Origin of the sequence: Methyloversatilis discipulorum, from assembly GCF_018780585.1 — a bacterium.
GTDB lineage: Bacteria > Pseudomonadota > Gammaproteobacteria > Burkholderiales > Rhodocyclaceae > Methyloversatilis > Methyloversatilis discipulorum_B.
In genome coordinates this window covers 1-17,530 of sequence record NZ_JADMJL010000016.1, presented here as the reverse complement: position 1 = coordinate 17,530, position 17,530 = coordinate 1, and the positions used below count along the sequence as shown (strand labels likewise).

Sequence of the window (17,530 nt, the reverse complement as noted above, 5' to 3'; positions counted from 1 at the left end):
GTCAGGCGCCGAGCGCCTCACGCACCTTTTTCAGGCCGCTGCGCAGCACGCCCAGATCGATCAGGAAATCGACCTGATCGAGCACCGACGCGCGTTCTCGTGCGCTGCCGCCGCGGGCGAAGGCGGCGCGATAGGCGCCGACGATGCCCGCCTGTTCGGCGGCAGCCAGTCGCCCGTCGAGCAAGGCGCACAGCAGTTCGCAGTCGCCGACCACGGCCGTACTCCAGAAGTCCGGATGGGGGTGGGCGGCGGCATCCCGCTGCACGCGCTCGCATCCGTCGCGGACGGTGCGCGCGTCATCCGCCGGCAGTACCGCACCGCTCAGCCGCGCATGCAGCAGTCGCGCCGTCCACAGATTGACGAAGGCATAGCTGTCCACGGTCTGCCCCTCGTTGCGCGCGGCCAGCTCGAATGCCCGCCCGTAGTGCTTCGCCATGTCGGCCAGCGCCGCCAGCCGCGCGTCGCCATCTAGCATCCAGGCCAGCCGCTTGTGCGCACTGCCGAGCAAGGCGCAACGCTTGGCCGATGGCGTCAGCAGTTCGAGGTCGGCGATGGCGCGCCGGATGCCAGCAACCAGGTCGGTTACGTCACCGCGCTTCTCGCGCATCAGCGCCCACTCGTCGTCGGCCGCCCGAACCCTGAAATTGGCCGACTGCTCGAGCACGCGCAGCGGGCAATCACCGTCGTCAGCCTCGCGCGCGCGGTCCAGCCACTGCGCCGCCAGCGCGTAATGGCCGGACTCGCCGAAACAGAGACCGATCGCCGCGGCGACGTCGGCGCGCGCCAGCCAGGCGGCACGGGCGGCGGCCGGCACGCGCGCGGTGTAGCTGTCGAGCCAGGCCGACGGATCGGCATCGCCACCGTTCGCCGCAGCGCCGCCGCTCATCAGCGCGCTGCTGCGGTTGTCGATCTGCACCACCAGTTCGGACGGTGTAGTGAAGGGCGGCGGCGCGCTGTCGCGGCGCGCCGGGCCGGTCGGGTCGAGGCGGTAATCCGGATCGCCGTAACACTGGTAGGCGCCCCAGGTATTCACCTTCGGGTGACGGGTCCAGGTCGCCTCGCGCGCGATGCGCACCGCGTCGCCGAAGCCACGGCCATCAAGCAGGCTGCCGTACAGGGTTTCGGCGAAACAGCGCGCGGCGGCGTCATCGACCGCCCAGCCTGCGGCGACGACGGCGCGCACGCCCATGCGGATGAACTGCGTCGCCAGGTTCGCGGCCAGTCGATTGAGATCGGGGGAGCCGGCGGCATCGTCGCCGCCGGTATTGCCGAGATGGCAGCAGTTGATGAACACCAGTTCCGGCACGTAGCGCATCTGCTCGACGTCGCCGGGCGTCAGAAACCAGCCGTCGCCGATCACCATGCCGGACACCTTGCGCGTGCCGCCGCCGCCGTCCGCTGGCGTGGTGGTGGGCACCACGTACTCGTGAACGCCGTGGCCGGCCAGATGCAGGATGCGCCATGCGTCCTGGTGCAGCGCCGCCATGATGGCGCGACCTTCGGCGTGGATCAGCTCGGTCACCGCGCAACCGCCGGACGACAGTACGCCGGCCACCGCACGCGCCTCGGCGGCGGCATCCGGCAGTGCGGAAAACCCGCGGCCCAGCGGCGCCGGATCGCCGATCACCAGTGCGCTGGCGCGTGTCGCACCCAGCGGTCGCTCGCGATACTGCGACGTGCGCAGCTGGCGCAGCATGCCGGAGGCCACGGCCGGCGGACGCTGACCGGCCTGCCAACGATCCTCGAGCAGTTCCCACGGGAAACGGCCGGACACCTCGTCGACCAGCAGCACCACGCTGCGCCGCTCCGGGGCCAACTGCTTCATCCGGTGCGGCAGCAACATTTCGAACAACGTGCGCGACGTGTCGGCATCGGCGGCGCAGGAGCGGCAGGCCTGGCTGACGAAGGCATCGACCTGCTGCAGCTGGCCGCCGACCAGGCTGATTTCGGCACGCGCGCGGTCGGTCAGCGCGATGAAGCGCAGTTCGTCGCGACGCGCGTCGTGGGAGATCTCCAGGCGGTGCCACCAGCTCGCGTCCTCGTCGAAGCAGACGCGACGACGCCCACCGTGCCCCTGGCCGAGCACCTGTTCCGGCCATACGAAGTCGCCGGCCAGCGGGCCATCGACCACCTCGCGCAATGCGCCAGCGGCCTGGATGGCGATGTCCTCGTACAGCTCAATGAATTCGACCTCGCCGATGACGACGCGACCGGCGAGCGCCCCCTCGCGCAGCGCGCGCTGGGCGTCGCCGGTGCCGCGCAGGATGGACTCGACCGAATCGCGCGTGCGCATGCCGCCGGCACCGGTGCCGACCAGCAGCGTGGACACGCAGATGCTGCGCGTCGCGTCGGCCGGGCCGAAGCGCTCGTCCGGCCACTCGATCACCTGCAGTGCAAGATCGAGCAGCGCGCGGCGCACGCCGTCCTGCAGCAGCCCCGGGCTCAGCTCACCTACCTCGCCCAGGCCGACCACGATGGCGCCCTGCGGGTGCTGGTGCATTTCGCGCGGAATGAAGATGCCGTGAGTGCCTGCCGCACCCGGATAGCGCCCCAGCTGCAGGCTGCGCGACAGCGCACCGTGCATGCGCCGGTCCATGCTCGCCTCGGCACTGACGATGGTATCGCCGGCATAGTGTCCGACCATCACTGGGTGGCGCGCATAGCTCAGTTCGCAGTGGCGCACGCGCACGGTGATCGGCGTGCGCGTGCTGCGCTCGACCCGACGCGGCGGCGTCCCGCCGCCGAAGCCGAAGCTGGCGATGTCGGCCGCCTGCGGAATGCCGTCGGCCGGCGGCAGCGGCTTCAGCACGAACAGCTCCTCGCCGGTGCCGCCCGTGCGCGCGCCGGCCGGCGGCGCCGACGGCAGCCGGGTCGTGCTGCCGGTGGTCAGGATGTCGAGGTAGCCGTCGAAGGCGCGCGTCTGCGCGCACAGGAAGTCGTGCGCGGTGTCTTCGGCGTACCACATCGGCACGCCGGGCAGCGCGCCGGAGGCCCAGCTCACCGTGCCATCGCCACGCGCGGTCGCAACGAAGTCGATGCGCTTGCGGCCAAGCGGCCAGGGGTCATCGACATCGTCGACGCGGTAGTCGATGACGGTGGCCGGCTGGCAACCGGCCACGTAGCGGACAACGCGCGTATCGACCGCGATCGCCTTCAGCTGCGTCCAGGTGTCGCGCGCGGACTTCAGTGTTTTCGCGTCGGCCGGCTTCCAGCGCGCGCCGAGCTGCTTGCGCAGCGCCTCCCAGCGCGCCACGTCGGCGAAGTCCGGATCGCTGTCGGCAAAGGGCAGCAGTTCGAGCAGGCCGGGATAAGTGCGCACCAGATCGATGATGTCGGTGGTGCTCTGCGTGAAGTCGAGCAGCGCAAGACGCGCCTGCGTCGGATTGTGGCCGGTGAGCCAGCGCACCGCCTCGTGCGAGCCGGCGTTCGGTGTACCGAGCATCAGGAATCGGCTGCCCGGCAGCCGGGTGATGCGCGCCCACACGGCCGCACCGCGACCGCCGTCGCTCATCAGCGCGCGCACCACCAGTCCGCCCATCGAGTGGGCGACGATATGCACCGGTTGCTGCTCGGCCTCGGCGCGCGCGACCACCGCCTCCAGCCGCTCGGCCAGCCGCGCTGCGGCAGCGCGCACCGACTGGCGCCAGTCGTAGGCGAAGAATTCGACGCGGTGACTGCGCGCAAGGAATTCGAGCAGCGGCCCGTAGAACTGATCGACCAGTCCGCCCGGCTCGACCTGCGCCGCCGCCATGTGCAGGCGCTTGAGTCCGCCCTTGAACAGCGCGAGATAGTCCAGCCAGACGCGTTCGCCGTCGACGCTCAGCTCGCTGCCCATGGTGCCCGGCAACACCACCGCCAGCGGCCGCGGTTCGGCGGCACTCTGGCTGCGCGCCAGCGCGCTGCGCCAGCGCGGCGGATCGTGCGGCGCCTCGGCGATCGGCTGGAAACCGGCATCGTCACCCTCGACGCGCAGCAGGCCGGCGGCCAGCCAGCGCACGCTCTTCTCGTTGACGAAGTAGCGGAAATGATTGACCTGAGCGCCCGCGTCGCGACCGAAGCGCGCGCCGTTCGCCGGACGGCGCAGCCCGCCGCTCATCGATCCGGTGTTCACCACCAGATCGTGGTCGGCGCCGTAGAACCAGTCGGTGGCAAGCAGCTTGATCTTCTGCCACAGCGATTCGCCCTCGACGTCGCCGGCGATCACCGTGAGGTCGGCAGCGGTCTCGAGTTCTGCGTGATTGAGCAGCCGGGTCAGCGCCGAGCCGGGCATCATCGCCTCGGCACCGGGCAACGTGCGCGGATCCGTGCGTTCCTTCACCACGGCGAGCAGGAAGTCGACGGCGTCGCCGAACAGCGCCTTGCCGGACACGAAGTCGAGCACCGACAGCCAGCGGTCGAGGCGGCCCGACGCCAGCGTGGTACCGCGCGCCGGGCAGGCGACGCGGACGAAGCGGCTGACGCGGAACTGCTTGGCTTTCAGCTCCGCCAGCAGCGCCGCCAGATCCGCACGATCGGCCTGATAGGCGGCGTGGCGCGCCGCCTCGGCGGCATCGTCGAGCGCGCCGAGGCCGATCTGCTCGGCCAGCGTGCGGTCGGCGGCGAACAGTTCATCGAGCCGGCCGACGACCGCGTCCAGCCCGCGACATTCGCCCAGGCACATCAGTTCACCCACCATGCCGCCGCGCGAATGACTGACCAGATGCAGCTCGGCCCCCTTGGGCAGGCGCTTGGCCAGCGCCAGCGCATTGCTGATCGGGCTCTCGGTCAGCGAACGGTGTTCGAGCGCGAACACCCGCTCGCCGTAGCGCGCACCGAGCCGGCGGCGCAGCGCGGCGCCCTCGCGATTGGCGGCATCCCACAGTCCGCCGAAGCTGCCTTCGCAGCTCGAGCCGGTGCCATGAAGGAAAACCAGCAGCGGTCCGGCGTCGGCAGCGATCGCCGCGCGCGCGGCCAGCGGCGTCAGCGCAAAGGCGTCGAGCGCACAAAGGTGCAGGCCAGGCGGGCGGCCAAGCCGCTTCTCCTCGAACCACTTGCCGAGCGCGGCGGCCGACTTCTTCTTCAGATCGATGCCGAAGAAGTCGAGCACGCGAATGCCCAGCCCGAGCACACCGCGCGAGGTCGGCGCCGCTGCGGCGGTGTCGAGCGCGTCAAATTCCCAGGCGCTGTCGCCATCACGCGACACCGAACGACGGCCGTGCTCGCGCACCAGGTCGTCGGTGCGGCTCCACAGCACGAAGCCGTTGTCGAGTTCGATGCGCACGACCTCGTCGGCAGCCACCTCCAGTTCGCCGGTCACACCGTCGCGCGCGCGGCCGGGGATCAGCCGGCGGCCGTGCAGCACCGCGACACCGGCGCCGGCGTCCAGCGTGGCCGCGTCGCTGACGGTGCCGCGTATGCGGTATCGGGCTGCACTCATGTTCCGTCTCCTCGGTTCAGGGTCGGCGCGACAGCACGACCGTATTCTGTTCGCCACTGTTCAGTTCGACCTTGCCGGCCAGCACGCGGCGCTCCGGGCCGATGCGCAGCGTGAGATTGCCGCTGTCGACCAGAAAACTGCCGTCGGCGCTGACGACACGCACGGCCAGATCGGCGAGGTCGCCGAATACGGCGCCCTCGGCGGTAAAGACGATATGGGTGAGCGGCGGTCCCTCCATCGCGGCAAGCGACGCGATGTAGTCGCGCCAGGCCGGATCGTTGTCGACGCGCACCGGCTCGGAACGCAGCGACAACCGATCGTCACGGTGTCGCAGGTGCAGCGGAATGCGCTCGCCGTTCTGCGTGGTGAGCAGCCAGCGGCCTTCGAGCGACGGCCGATCGGCGGCGAGTGCGGCCACCGGCTGCGTTTCGTCCGCCGGCGGCAACGACGTGGTGGTGCCGACGCCGGCCGCGGTGGGCGGCAGCTGCAGTTCGGCGTCGTCCTCGACGGCGAAGCGAACGAGTGCGGTGATCGCCAGCACGCCCGCGGCGGCAAGCGCCCAGCGACGTGCATTGCTGCGCACCGGCCGCACGCTCTCCGCCGCGGTGACGTCGCTGCGCGGCACGCCCAGCCGCTCGATGTCGGCGACGACGCGCGGCAGATCGAGGCGGGTCCAGTCGTCGGTGCGCAGCGGCAGCGCGTGACGCTCGGTGATGAGGCGCAGGGGTTCGGGCAGGCTGCTGGCCGGCGGCATCGGCGTGCCATCGACGCGCAGTGGCATCAGCACTGCGCCGGCGTCGATGGCCGACTGGATTTCCATGCGCACCGGGTCGTCGGCGTCATCGATGCGCAGCCGGCCGTCGGCGTGACGCGCGCCTGCGAAACCGGGCGTGACCAGCAGCAGCACGATGGGCCGGTGGCCGATAGCACGCTCGATCTCCTGCCGCCAGCTGCTGCCGCCGCGCAGATCCTGCCGGTCGAGGAACACATGGTCGGCGCCGAAAACGCGGCCGAGATCGTCGGCCAGCCGGCTGGCGTCCTTGGCCCCATCGGCGCTGCGGTAGCTGATGAAGATGCGGTTCATGGCCCGTACCGGACTGTGACATCAGACTGTCCGCGCTTCAGCCTCGAAGCGGCGGATCCGTCTTCAGTCTATGCCCGATGCAAGACGAGAACCACCCCGACCGATGGACGATGCGCGGGGCCGTTCAGGACCTGCCGGCGCCACTCATCGGGGATGCCCGTGCGCAGATGATCCGCGCACGGTGACCGGATCAGAGCACGCGGCTCAGCCGGGCGAGCACACGCTCGCGGCCGAAGGCTTCGAGCACCGCGTCGATCGACGGCGTCTGCGGCTGGCCGAGCAGCGCCACGCGCAGCGGAATCGCGACCTGCGGCATCTTCAGGCCGCACTCGGTACAGGTTTCCTTGATCGCGGCGGACAGCGCGGCCTTGTCCCAGGCGACCGCTTCGAGGCGGGAGGACAGCTTGCGCAGCGCCTCGCGCGCCGGGTCGGTCAGATGCTGGGCGAGCAGTTCGGGCGCCACGTGCAGGTCGATGTAGAAGGCTTCGAGCGCATCGGCCAGTTCGACCAGCGTGGACACGCGATCCTTGTACAGCGCGATCAGCGGCTCGAGCGAGGGCCCGGTTTCCGGGTCGACACCGCGGCGTGCCAGCCGGCTTGCGACGTCGGCAGCCAGCCATGCGTTGTCCGCCTGCTTCATGTAATGGGCGTTGAGCCAGCGCAGCTTTTCAGTGTTGAACTGGGCCGCCGACGGCGTGATGTGGTCGAGATCGAACCACTGCACGAACTGCTCGCGCGAGAAGATTTCGTCGTCGCCGTGGCTCCAGCCAAGACGCGCCAGATAGTTGATCACCGCCTCCGGCAGGTAGCCGTCTTCGTCGTACTGCATCACGCTGACCGCGCCATGACGCTTGGAAAGCTTCTGACCGTCGTCGCCGAGGATCATCGACAGATGCGCGTATTGCGGCACCGTGGCACCGAGTGCGCGCAGGATGTTGATCTGGCGCGGCGTGTTGTTCACGTGATCGTCGCCGCGGATGACGTGGGTAATGCCCATGTCCCAGTCGTCGACGCAGACGCAGAAGTTATAGGTGGGCGTACCGTCGGCACGGGCGATGATGAGGTCATCCAGCTCCTCGTTGGCGATGGCGATGCGGCCCTTCACCTGATCCTCCCAGGCGACGACGCCATCCAGCGGATTGCAGAAGCGGATGACCGGCTGTACGCCGGCCGGCGGTGCCGGCAGCGTCTTGCCGGGCGCCGGGCGCCAGCGTCCGTCGTAACGCGGCTTCTCGTTGTTGGCGCGCTGACGTTCGCGCAGCGCATCGAGTTCCTCGGGCGTGGTGTAGCAGCGGTAGGCATGCCCCTGCTCCAGCATCTGCGCGATCACCGCCTTGTAACGATCCATGCGCTGCATCTGGTAGAACGGGCCCTCGTCATGGCCCAGATCCAGCCACTTCATCCCATCGAGAATCGCCTGCACGGCCTCCGGGGTCGAGCGCGCGACGTCGGTATCTTCGATGCGCAGGATGAACTGGCCGCCATGCCGGCGTGCATAGGCCCACGAGAACAGCGCGGTGCGGGCGCCGCCGATGTGCAGATAACCAGTGGGGCTGGGGGCGAAACGGGTACGAACGACCTGGGACATGGCAGGAGACACGTAAAAGTGAGCGCGCGATTGTAGCGCGTCGCACAACAGCATTTGACGCGCCGACGTTCACCGGCTAGTATTCGCGCCCTGTCACGAATACAGGGCAGTTAGCTCAGCGGTAGAGCACCGCCTTCACACGGCGGGGGTCAGTGGTTCGATCCCACTACTGCCCACCACATTCAGGGCTCAGACCTCACGGTCTGGGCCCTTTTCTTTTGTCCCGGCGCCATGCCGCGCCAGGCATCGCCGACAGTACGTCGTTTCAAGCTTTTTGCCATGCACGCTGCGATGGCCGCTGTTACGCTGCGCGCCTCGCAGCTTGTTGCACCACTTTGACGCGGGCGCGAAGAAAATATACATTCACGTCTGTTTGTATAAATCCCTTACAGCTCATATGGTCAGACGCACCAAGGAAGAAGCCGAAGCGACGCGCATTCAGTTGCTCGACGCGGCGGAGCGCTGCTTCCGCGAAAAGGGGGTCGCCAGCACTACGCTGGACGACATCGCCAAGAGCGCCGGTCATACGCGCGGCGCCGTGTATTGGCACTTCGAAAACAAGGCGGACATTTTCGAAGCCGTATGCGAACGCGTGAGCACGCCGATGCAGGCCATGCTCAGCGATCTGGCGGCCGACCCCGGCAACGATCCGCTGGGCTATCTGCGCAACGACGCAATCCACGTGCTGCGCATGCTGGCCGAGTGCGAACGCGTGCAGTCGGTGTTCGAGATCAAGTTCTGCAAGCTCGATGGCGGCCCCGACTTTGATCGCCTGCGCTCGCGCGAACTGGAGACGCACACGCGCTGCCTGTCCATGCTGGAAGTGGTCTTCGCGGCGGCCGTGCGCCAGGGCCAGTTGCCGGCGCACCTGCCGCCGAAGGAAACCGCCGAGGCCATGCACGCATTCATCGGCGGGCTGATGCGCAGCTGGATCGAACGCCGCGATTTCGATCTGCGCGCCCGGGCGCCCTGGCTGGTCGACACCTTCCTGACCGGTCTGCGCAACGCGCCCGACCCCACCGCCTACGCCTGAACGTAGGCCGGAACATCGGCCGGAACCTTAGGGACGAAAAAAAGGCCACCCTCGAGGTGGCCTTCTTGTTCAAGCTGCGCGCGCTCAGGGCTGCTTGGCGTTGTCGATCAGTTTGCGATTGACGGTCACCGGATACTCCTTGCGCAGCGAGGCAAGATAGGCGGCGAAATCGTCCTGCGACACGGTCTGTTCGAGTTGCGCCTTGATCGCTTCGACGCGCGCGGGATCGAGCGCTTCCTTCGGCTGCTTGACGGCGGTGATGCGGAAGATCGCAAAACCACCGTTATCCATCGGGAAGCCCAGATAGGCTGGCAGCTTGTTGGCCGGTGCATTGAAGATGGCGCGCACCATAGTGGCGGCCGGACCCTGCGCCTGGGCGCGCGAGATGTCCTGCGGCGGCGACCAGTTCAGCGGCGCCTCCTCGCCGGCACGCAGCTTGGCGAGCGACGCTTCGCCCCGCTCCAGCGCCATCTTGCGGCCCGCTTCGAAGCCCAGCTTCTTCTCGATGTCGGCCTGCACTGTTTCGAAGGGTTTGATCGACGGCGGCAGCTGTTCGATCACGCGCGCCGACACCAGGGTGTTCGACGCGGTCTCGATCGCCTGCGTGTTGCGACGGTTCTTGACCGCATCTTCCGAAAAGATCGCCTCACGCAGCTTCTCGTTGTCGAACGGCGCCGGCATCAGCAGCCCCTTGGGGATCAGCGGGCTGGTCTTCACCTGCAGACCAAGCTTTTCGGCAGCCGGTGCAAGACTGTCGGCCTGCTCATAGACGGTATTGCTGAAGGTTTCCGCCAGTTCGGCAAAGCGCCGACGGGCCGCCTGCTTCTTCAGATCGTCGGTAATCTCCGCGCGTGCCTGCTCGAGCGTTTTGCCCTGACCGCCGCGAACGTCCTCGACCTGGATGATGTGGTAACCGAAATCGGTCTCGACGACACCGCTGACTTCGCCCTTCTTCAACGCGAAAGCGGCCTCCTCGAACGGCTTCACCATGGTGCCGCGGCCGAAGAAGCCCAGATCGCCGCCATTGTCCTTCGAGCCCGGATCTTCGGAGTTGGCCTTGGCCAGTTCGGCGAATTTCGACGGATCGGCCTTGACCGTCTTCTGCAGGGCCTCGGCCTTGGCCTTGACCGCCTTGCGATCTTCGGCGCTGGCGCCCGCGTCCACGGTCAGCAGGATATGACGCGCCTTGCGTTCCTCGCCCTGCATGTAGCGCGACTGGTTGGCTTCGAAGGTCTTGCGCACCTCTTCCTCGCTGACCTCCTGTGCCGCCGCAAGCGCGGCTTCGCTGAGCACGAGATACTCGACCTTGACCTGCTCCGGGACCGAGAACTCCTTCTGGTTGTCGTCGTAGTACTTGCGCACCTGCTCCGGCGTGATCTTGAACTGCTCGATGAACTCGAACGGGGTGATGATGGCTTCGCTGACCTCGCGCTCTTCTTGCTGCATCTGTGCCCAGCGACGGGCAAGCGAGGCCGGCACGAAGGAACTGCCGGCGACACCGGTGTACAGCTGGCGGATCACCAGATCCTGACGGATGCGGGCGAGCAGGCCGTCGCGGCTGTAGCCCTGCGTCTGGGCAACCTGGTCGAAGCGTGCTTCGGAAAACTTGCCGTCGATCTGGAAACCGGGAACGCCGGCGATGATCTGGCTCATGCGCGCATCGGAAACCGTCATGTGCTGACGCTGCGCCTCCTGCAGCAGGATGCGCTGGCTCACCAGGCCGTCGAGCGTCTGCGCACGCGCCTGCGGCGTTTCCATCATTTTCGGGTCGAACTGTTCGCCCGCCATGTCGCGCAGGCGATCGGTCTGATCACGCAGCGCCTGTTCGAACTCTTCCGGAGCGATCTTCAGCTTGCCAACGACCGCCGCGTCCTCGCGCACCGCATCGTTGTTCATGTAGGACTCGACGCCGAAGAAGGCGAAGGGCAACACCATCAGCAACAGGACGGCCTGGACCACGCGCTTGTTGTTGCGGACTGCATCGAACATAGGAACCTTTCGCGGAGCCCGGGCTTTTCGGGCGCAGGAAATGAAAAAGGCGAACAACCGTTCGCCCGCTGTCAGTTTTGGCGGAGTGGACGGGACTCGAACCCGCGACCCCCGGCGTGACAGGCCGGTATTCTAACCAACTGAACTACCACTCCAGTTTTGCGGGGCAACGAGGCAGGGACTGGTGGGTGCTGACGGGCTCGAACCGCCGACATTCGCCTTGTAAGGGCGACGCTCTACCAACTGAGCTAAGCACCCGCTGCCTGAAGGTCGCTGCAAAAAACAGCCCGCGATAATACCTCACAAGAGGCGGTTCGCGGGCTGTTGTCAGGCAGCGATCAGTGCGTAACGACCGAGCCGGCCGCTGCGGGTTCCTCAACCTTGGCGACCACGGTTGCCGGATCGGCCTCGGGCAGTGGATCGGGCTTGCGCTCGAGCGCGCGCTCGAGCACGTCGTCGATCCACTTCACCGCCACGATCTCGATCGAGTTCTTCAGCGTGTCAGGCATGTCCGCGAGGTCCTTCACGTTCTCCTGCGGAATCAGCGCCGTATGGATGCCGCCGCGTACCGCCGCGAGCAGCTTCTCCTTCAAGCCACCAATGCCCAGCACCTCGCCACGCAGCGTGATCTCGCCGGTCATCGCGACGTCCGCACGGACCGGAATGCCGGTCAGCGCAGACACCAGAGCGGTGGTGATCGCGATGCCCGCCGACGGACCGTCCTTGGGCGTCGCGCCTTCCGGGAAGTGCACGTGCAGATCGGACTTCTCGAACACCTCGTCCTTGATGCCCAGGCGACGTGCGCGCGAGCGCACCACCGAGCGCGCAGCCTCGACCGATTCCTTCATCACGTCGCCGAGCGAGCCGGTACGCTGCACCGCGCCCTTGCCGGGCATGGTCGCGACTTCGATGGTCAGCAGTTCGCCGCCGACTTCGGTCCAGGCCAGACCGGTCACCTGTCCGACCTGATTGTCCTTCTCGGCGATGCCGAAGGTGTAGCGACGCACGCCGAGGAACTTGTCAAGGTTCTTCGCGTTGACGATCACCTTGGATGAACGCTTGCGCATCACCAGGCCCTTCACCACCTTGCGGCAGATCTTGGACACTTCACGTTCGAGCGCTCGCACGCCGGCCTCGCGGGTGTAGTAGCGCACGATATCGCGCAGCGCGTCTTCGGTGACCGACAGCTCTTCCTTCTTCAGGCCGTTGTTCTTCATCTGCTTCGGCACGAGATAGCGCTGGCAGATGTTGACCTTCTCTTCTTCGGTGTAGCCCGACAGCCGGATCACTTCCATCCGGTCGAGAAGCGGCGCCGGAATGTTCAGCGAGTTCGCCGTCGCGACGAACATCACGTCCGACAGGTCGTACTCGACCTCGACGTAGTGGTCGACGAAAGTCGAGTTCTGCTCCGGATCGAGCACTTCGAGCAGTGCCGACGACGGGTCGCCGCGGAAGTCCTGCCCCATCTTGTCGACCTCGTCGAGCAGGAAGAGCGGGTTCTTCACCGCGACCTTGGTCATGTTCTGCAGGATCTTGCCCGGCATCGAACCGATGTAGGTGCGACGGTGGCCACGGATTTCAGCTTCGTCGCGCACACCGCCCAGCGCCATCCGCACGAACTTGCGGTTGGTCGCCTTGGCGATCGACTGGCCGAGCGAGGTCTTGCCGACACCCGGAGGGCCGACCAGGCACAGGATGGGCGCCTTCAGCTTGTCGACGCGCTGCTGCACCGCCAGATATTCGAGAATGCGCTCCTTCACCTTCTCCAGACCGTAGTGGTCCTTGTCGAGAATCTTCTCGGCTTCGGCCAGATCCTTCGAAATGCGCGATTTCTTGCGCCACGGCAGGCCGACCAGCGTCTCGATGAAATTGCGCACAACGGTCGCTTCGGCCGACATCGGCGACATCAGCTTGAGCTTCTTCAGCTCGGACTGCGCCTTGGCGATGGCTTCCTTGGTCATGCCAGCGGCCTTGATCTTCTTCTCGATCTCCTCGAGATCGGCGCCGTCCTCGCCCTCGCCCAGTTCCTTCTGGATGGCCTTGACCTGCTCGTTCAGGTAGTACTCGCGCTGGCTCTTCTCCATCTGCCGCTTCACGCGGCCGCGGATGCGCTTTTCGACCTGCAGGATGTCGAGTTCGGTTTCCAGTTGCGACAGCAGGCGCTCGATGCGCTCGGCCGTACCGAACAGCTCAAGGATGTCCTGCTTCTGCTCGAGCTTGAGCGGCAGGTGCGCAGCCACCGTGTCCGCCAGACGGCCCGCTTCCTCGATGCTGGACAGCGAGGTCAGGATTTCCGGCGGAATCTTCTTGTTGAGCTTGACGTACTGATCGAACTGGCTGATCAGCGCACGACGCATCGCCTCAATTTCGTGCGAGGTCTGCTCGACGGCGGGCACCGTGGTGACCTGGGCCATGAACAGCGTCTTGATATCGACGATGTCCTCGACCGTTGCACGCTGCGTGCCTTCGACCAGCACCTTTACGGTGCCGTCCGGCAGCTTGAGCATCTGCAGGATGTTGGCAACGCAGCCAATACGGTAGAGATCTTCGGGATTCGGCTCATCCTTGGCGGCAGACTTCTGTGCCACCAGCAGAATGCTCTTGCCGGCTTCCATGGCCGACTCGAGCGCCTTGATGGATTTCGGGCGACCGACGAACAGCGGGATCACCATGTGCGGGAAGACGACGACGTCCCGCAATGGCAGAAGCGGCAGTTCGAGTTGCTCGGGAACGGTTTGGAGGCTGGACATTGCTATTCCTTAACGCGACAGTGTCAGACAGATTGGGGCGGCACTTCCCGAATCAAGCCGCCCCGGCTCCGGCACCCGCGCAGCGCGCAAACCGACGCGCGGGTATCAGTTCGAACCGGACACCTTGGGCTGATCGGCGAACAGCATGATCGGCTTGGTCTCGCCGTCGATCACGCCCTCGTCAATCACCACCTTTGCGACATTCTCGATGCCCGGCAGTTCGTACATCGTGTCCAGCAGTGCCGACTCGATGATGCTGCGCAGACCACGTGCCCCGGTCTTGCGCTTCAGTGCCTTGCGGGCGATCGCCTGCAGCGCACCCGGGCGCACCTCGAGCTCGACGCCTTCCATCTGGAACAGCTTCTGGTACTGCTTGATCAGCGCGTTTTTCGGCTCGATCAGGATCTGGATCAGCGCTTCCTCGTCCAGCTCCTGCAGCGTCGCAACGACCGGCAGACGGCCAACGAACTCGGGAATCAGGCCGAACTTGATCAGATCCTCAGGTTCGACATTGCGCAGCGCCTCGCCTGTGCTGCGGTTATCGCGGCTCTTCACCTCGGCACCGAAGCCGATGCCAACCTGCTCGGTGCGATTGCGAATGACCTTCTCCAGACCGTCGAACGCGCCGCCGCAGATGAACAGGATGTTGGTCGTATCGACCTGAACGAAGTCCTGGTTCGGGTGCTTGCGACCGCCTTGCGGCGGCACGCTGGCGACCGTGCCCTCGATCAGCTTGAGCAGCGCTTGCTGCACGCCCTCGCCCGATACGTCGCGAGTGATCGACGGGTTGTCGGATTTGCGCGAAATCTTGTCGATTTCGTCGATGTAGACGATGCCCTGCTGCGCGCGCTCGACTTCGTAGTCGCACTTCTGCAGCAGCTTCTGGATGATGTTCTCGACGTCTTCGCCAACGTAGCCCGCTTCGGTCAGCGTCGTGGCGTCAGCCATCACGAAGGGCACATTGAGCAGGCGCGCAAGCGTCTGCGCGAGCAGCGTTTTGCCCGACCCGGTCGGACCGACGAGCAGGATGTTGCTCTTCGACAGTTCGACCTCGTCCTTGCGCGACATGTGGCGCAGGCGCTTGTAATGGTTGTAGACGGCAACCGCGAGAATGCGCTTGGCCGGCGATTGCCCGATCACGTACTGATCGAGAATCTCGCAGATCTCCTTCGGAGACGGCAGATCACCGCGCGCACTCTTGCCCGCCTGCTCGCTGCTGATTTCGTCTCGAATGATGTCGTTGCACAGATCGATGCATTCGTCGCAGATGAAGACCGACGGCCCGGCGATGAGCTTCTTCACTTCATGCTGACTCTTCCCGCAAAACGAGCAGTAGAGCAGCTTTTCGGAACCCGATTTCTTGTCGGTCATGACTCAACTCCAAACTTGACAGGTACACCTGCGTTGCATGCGGACACCCGCACTCAGGCGGCACTCTCCGCCCGCGTTGTCAGTACCTTATCAATAATGCCGTACTCGCGCGCCTGTTCCGCCGAAAGGAAATTGTCGCGATCCGTGTCGCGTTCGATTGTTTCGATCGGCTGACCGGTGTGGTGCGCCATGATGTTGTTCAGCTTGGCGCGCAGCGTCAGGATTTCCCGGGCGTGGATTTCGATGTCCGACGCCTGCCCCTGAAAACCGCCCATCGGTTGATGAATCATCACGCGCGAGTTCGGCAGGCAGAAGCGCTTGCCCTTCGCACCCGCCGACAGCAGGAACGCGCCCATACTGGCGGCCTGACCGATACACAGCGTAGACACGTCCGGCTTGATGAACTGCATCGTGTCGTAGATCGACAAGCCCGCAGTGACCGAGCCGCCCGGCGAGTTGATGTAGAAGAAGATGTCCTTGTCCGGATTCTCGGATTCAAGGAACAGCAACTGCGCAACGATCAGGTTGGCCGTAGTGTCATTCACGGGTCCGACCAGGAACACCACGCGTTCACGCAGCAGACGCGAGTAAATGTCGTAAGCGCGCTCGCCCCGACCACTTTGCTCGATGACCATGGGCACCATGCCCAGACCGACTGTTTCCGACATCATTCGATACTCTCCCGGACGAGGCCGCCGGTGCGGCCTCTCGTATTCATACAAGCAAGCATCGGACCCGACACGTCGTACCGATCAATCAGTTCGTTGCCATCAGGTCGTCAAACTCGACAGCCTTGTCCGACACCTTTGCGACGCCCAGCACCCAGTCGACCACGTTGTCTTCGACAACGAGCGCTTCGACTTGTGCCAGACGTTGCGTATCGCTGTAGTACCAGCGAACGACATCGGCGGGATCTTCATAACTTTGAGCCTGCTCTTCCACCACGGCGCGGATTTGTTCCGGCTTCGCATACAGCTCGTTCTTCTTGACGATCTCGGCAACAACGAGGCCGAGACGGACACGGCGCACAGCTTGTTCGGCAAACCATGCCGGCTCGACCGGAATGTCCTTCACGTTCATGCCGCGTGAGGCAAGATTTGCACGCGCTTCTTCCGCCATGCGCTGCGACTCCTGCTCGACCAGCGCGCTCGGCACGTCAAACTCATGCGTTTCGAGCAGCAGATTCATGACCTCGTTCTTGACGCGTGCCTGCAGGCGCTTCTTGACTTCACGTTCCAGGTTGGACTTGACGTCCGCCTTGAGCTGTTCGACGTCGCCGGACGGAACACCGAGGGACTTCGCGAAATCGGCGGAAAGCTCAGGGAGCACCGGGGCCTCCACCGACTTGATCTTGACCTCGAACTGAACCGTCGTACCGGCCAGATCCTTTGCCTGATAGTCCTCGGGGAAGGTCAGCGAGAACGTCTTGGAATCGCCCGCCTTCAAGCCTTCGACATTCGTCTCGAACTCGGGCAACAGCGCGCCCGCACCAAGAACGACAGGGAAGTCTTCCGCGGTGCCGCCGTCGAAAGCTTCGCCTTCCCGCGTTCCGCGGAAGTCCATGACAATCCGATCATCCTTGGCGGCAGCCTTATCCGCAGCAACGTAGCTGACACGCTGCTTACGCAGAACTTCGAGCGTCTTTTCGACCTCCGCATCTCCGACGGTCAATACCGAGCGCTCGAGCGTCTTGCCGCTGAGGTCCACCGCAACGATCTCCGGGTACACCTCGAAGGTAGCACTGAAGAAAACCTTGCCAGGTTCGGTGGATTCTGCGGGTTCGATCTTCGGAAAACCGGCAACGCGGAGGTTCTGCTCGCGCACTGCGGCGCCGAAAGCTTGCTGAACGGCTTCTGTGAACGCCTCGGAGCGAGCTTGCGCCGAGTATTGCTGCTCGACGATCTTCATCGGCACCTTGCCCGGGCGGAAGCCGGGCATCTTGACCGTGCGCGCCATCCGCGCAAGGCGAACCGCAACGCTCTTTTCGACATCCGCGGCAACCACCGACATGTTGATCTTCCGCTCGAGTGTGTTCACGGGTGAGGTGTTCTGCGCCATTAGCGAATGTCCTTGAATCGTAGGGAAAAATTAGGCGTGATTGTATGAAATTCCGCGATCGCGGATAGCTTTCTAGGATAACACAGCACGCAACGCTCTGAGCCTTACGCCTGGTAATCCGATCGACCAAGTTTGGCGATCATTCGATGCCGCACCTGCGAGCTGGCATCCGCGTTCGTCGCACCGCGGCGACGTTATCGAGGTCGATGATGTTGATGTTGTGGATGCCGTGTCGTGCGAT

General features: G+C 65.4%; 9 protein-coding genes and 3 tRNA genes. 2 read left to right on the top strand and 10 right to left on the bottom strand.

The genetic code is table 11. The annotated features are described in order from the left end of the window. Position 1: 1 nt before the first annotated feature. The 3 genes from IV112_RS06090 to gltX all read right to left on the bottom strand — a co-directional run bounded on the left by IV112_RS06090 (position 2) and on the right by gltX (position 8,088). On the bottom strand, positions 2-5,416 hold the full coding sequence (locus IV112_RS06090; RefSeq protein ID WP_304001866.1) for a DUF7379 domain-containing protein: 5,415 nt from the start codon (positions 5,414-5,416) through the stop codon (positions 2-4). Positions 5,417-5,432: 16 nt separating this feature from the next. Beyond that, positions 5,433-6,500, bottom strand: a complete 1,068-nt coding sequence (locus IV112_RS06085) for a toll/interleukin-1 receptor domain-containing protein (protein WP_304001864.1) — start codon at positions 6,498-6,500, stop codon at positions 5,433-5,435. A gap of 190 nt (positions 6,501-6,690) precedes the next feature. Further along, on the bottom strand, positions 6,691-8,088 hold the full coding sequence (gene gltX, locus IV112_RS06080; RefSeq protein ID WP_304001862.1) for a glutamate--tRNA ligase: 1,398 nt from the start codon (positions 8,086-8,088) through the stop codon (positions 6,691-6,693). A 104-nt stretch (positions 8,089-8,192) separates the two neighbouring features. On the opposite strand from gltX, the gene IV112_RS06075 reads away from it, so the two are divergent. Continuing rightward, a tRNA-Val gene (locus IV112_RS06075) sits at positions 8,193-8,267 on the top strand. Positions 8,268-8,485: 218 nt separating this feature from the next. Beyond that, complete coding sequence (locus tag IV112_RS06070) at positions 8,486-9,121, top strand: TetR family transcriptional regulator (protein ID WP_304001859.1); 636 nt, start codon at positions 8,486-8,488, stop codon at positions 9,119-9,121. 84 nt (positions 9,122-9,205) lie between these two features. Here IV112_RS06070 and IV112_RS06065 read toward each other — a convergent pair whose 3' ends face one another. The 7 genes from IV112_RS06065 to tig all read right to left on the bottom strand — a co-directional run bounded on the left by IV112_RS06065 (position 9,206) and on the right by tig (position 17,289). Further along, positions 9,206-11,110 (bottom strand): SurA N-terminal domain-containing protein, encoded by a 1,905-nt coding sequence (locus tag IV112_RS06065; RefSeq protein ID WP_304001858.1) that lies wholly within the window; start codon positions 11,108-11,110, stop codon positions 9,206-9,208. A gap of 78 nt (positions 11,111-11,188) precedes the next feature. Further along, a tRNA-Asp gene (locus tag IV112_RS06060) sits at positions 11,189-11,265 on the bottom strand. Between the two features lie 27 nt (positions 11,266-11,292). Further along, a tRNA-Val gene (locus IV112_RS06055) sits at positions 11,293-11,368 on the bottom strand. An 80-nt stretch (positions 11,369-11,448) separates the two neighbouring features. Continuing rightward, the gene (lon, locus tag IV112_RS06050) at positions 11,449-13,860 is read right to left on the bottom strand and encodes an endopeptidase La (protein WP_304001856.1); all 2,412 of its coding nucleotides are present in this window, start codon (positions 13,858-13,860) and stop codon (positions 11,449-11,451) included. 105 nt (positions 13,861-13,965) lie between these two features. Then, positions 13,966-15,231: an ATP-dependent Clp protease ATP-binding subunit ClpX gene (clpX, locus tag IV112_RS06045; RefSeq protein ID WP_019917134.1), complete on the bottom strand. Its 1,266-nt coding sequence runs from the start codon at positions 15,229-15,231 to the stop codon at positions 13,966-13,968. Positions 15,232-15,284: 53 nt separating this feature from the next. Next, complete coding sequence (gene clpP, locus IV112_RS06040; protein ID WP_019917133.1) at positions 15,285-15,902, bottom strand: ATP-dependent Clp endopeptidase proteolytic subunit ClpP; 618 nt, start codon at positions 15,900-15,902, stop codon at positions 15,285-15,287. Between the two features lie 85 nt (positions 15,903-15,987). Next, positions 15,988-17,289, bottom strand: coding sequence for a trigger factor (gene tig, locus IV112_RS06035; protein WP_304001855.1), 1,302 nt, complete (start codon positions 17,287-17,289; stop codon positions 15,988-15,990). Positions 17,290-17,530: the final 241 nt, after the last annotated feature.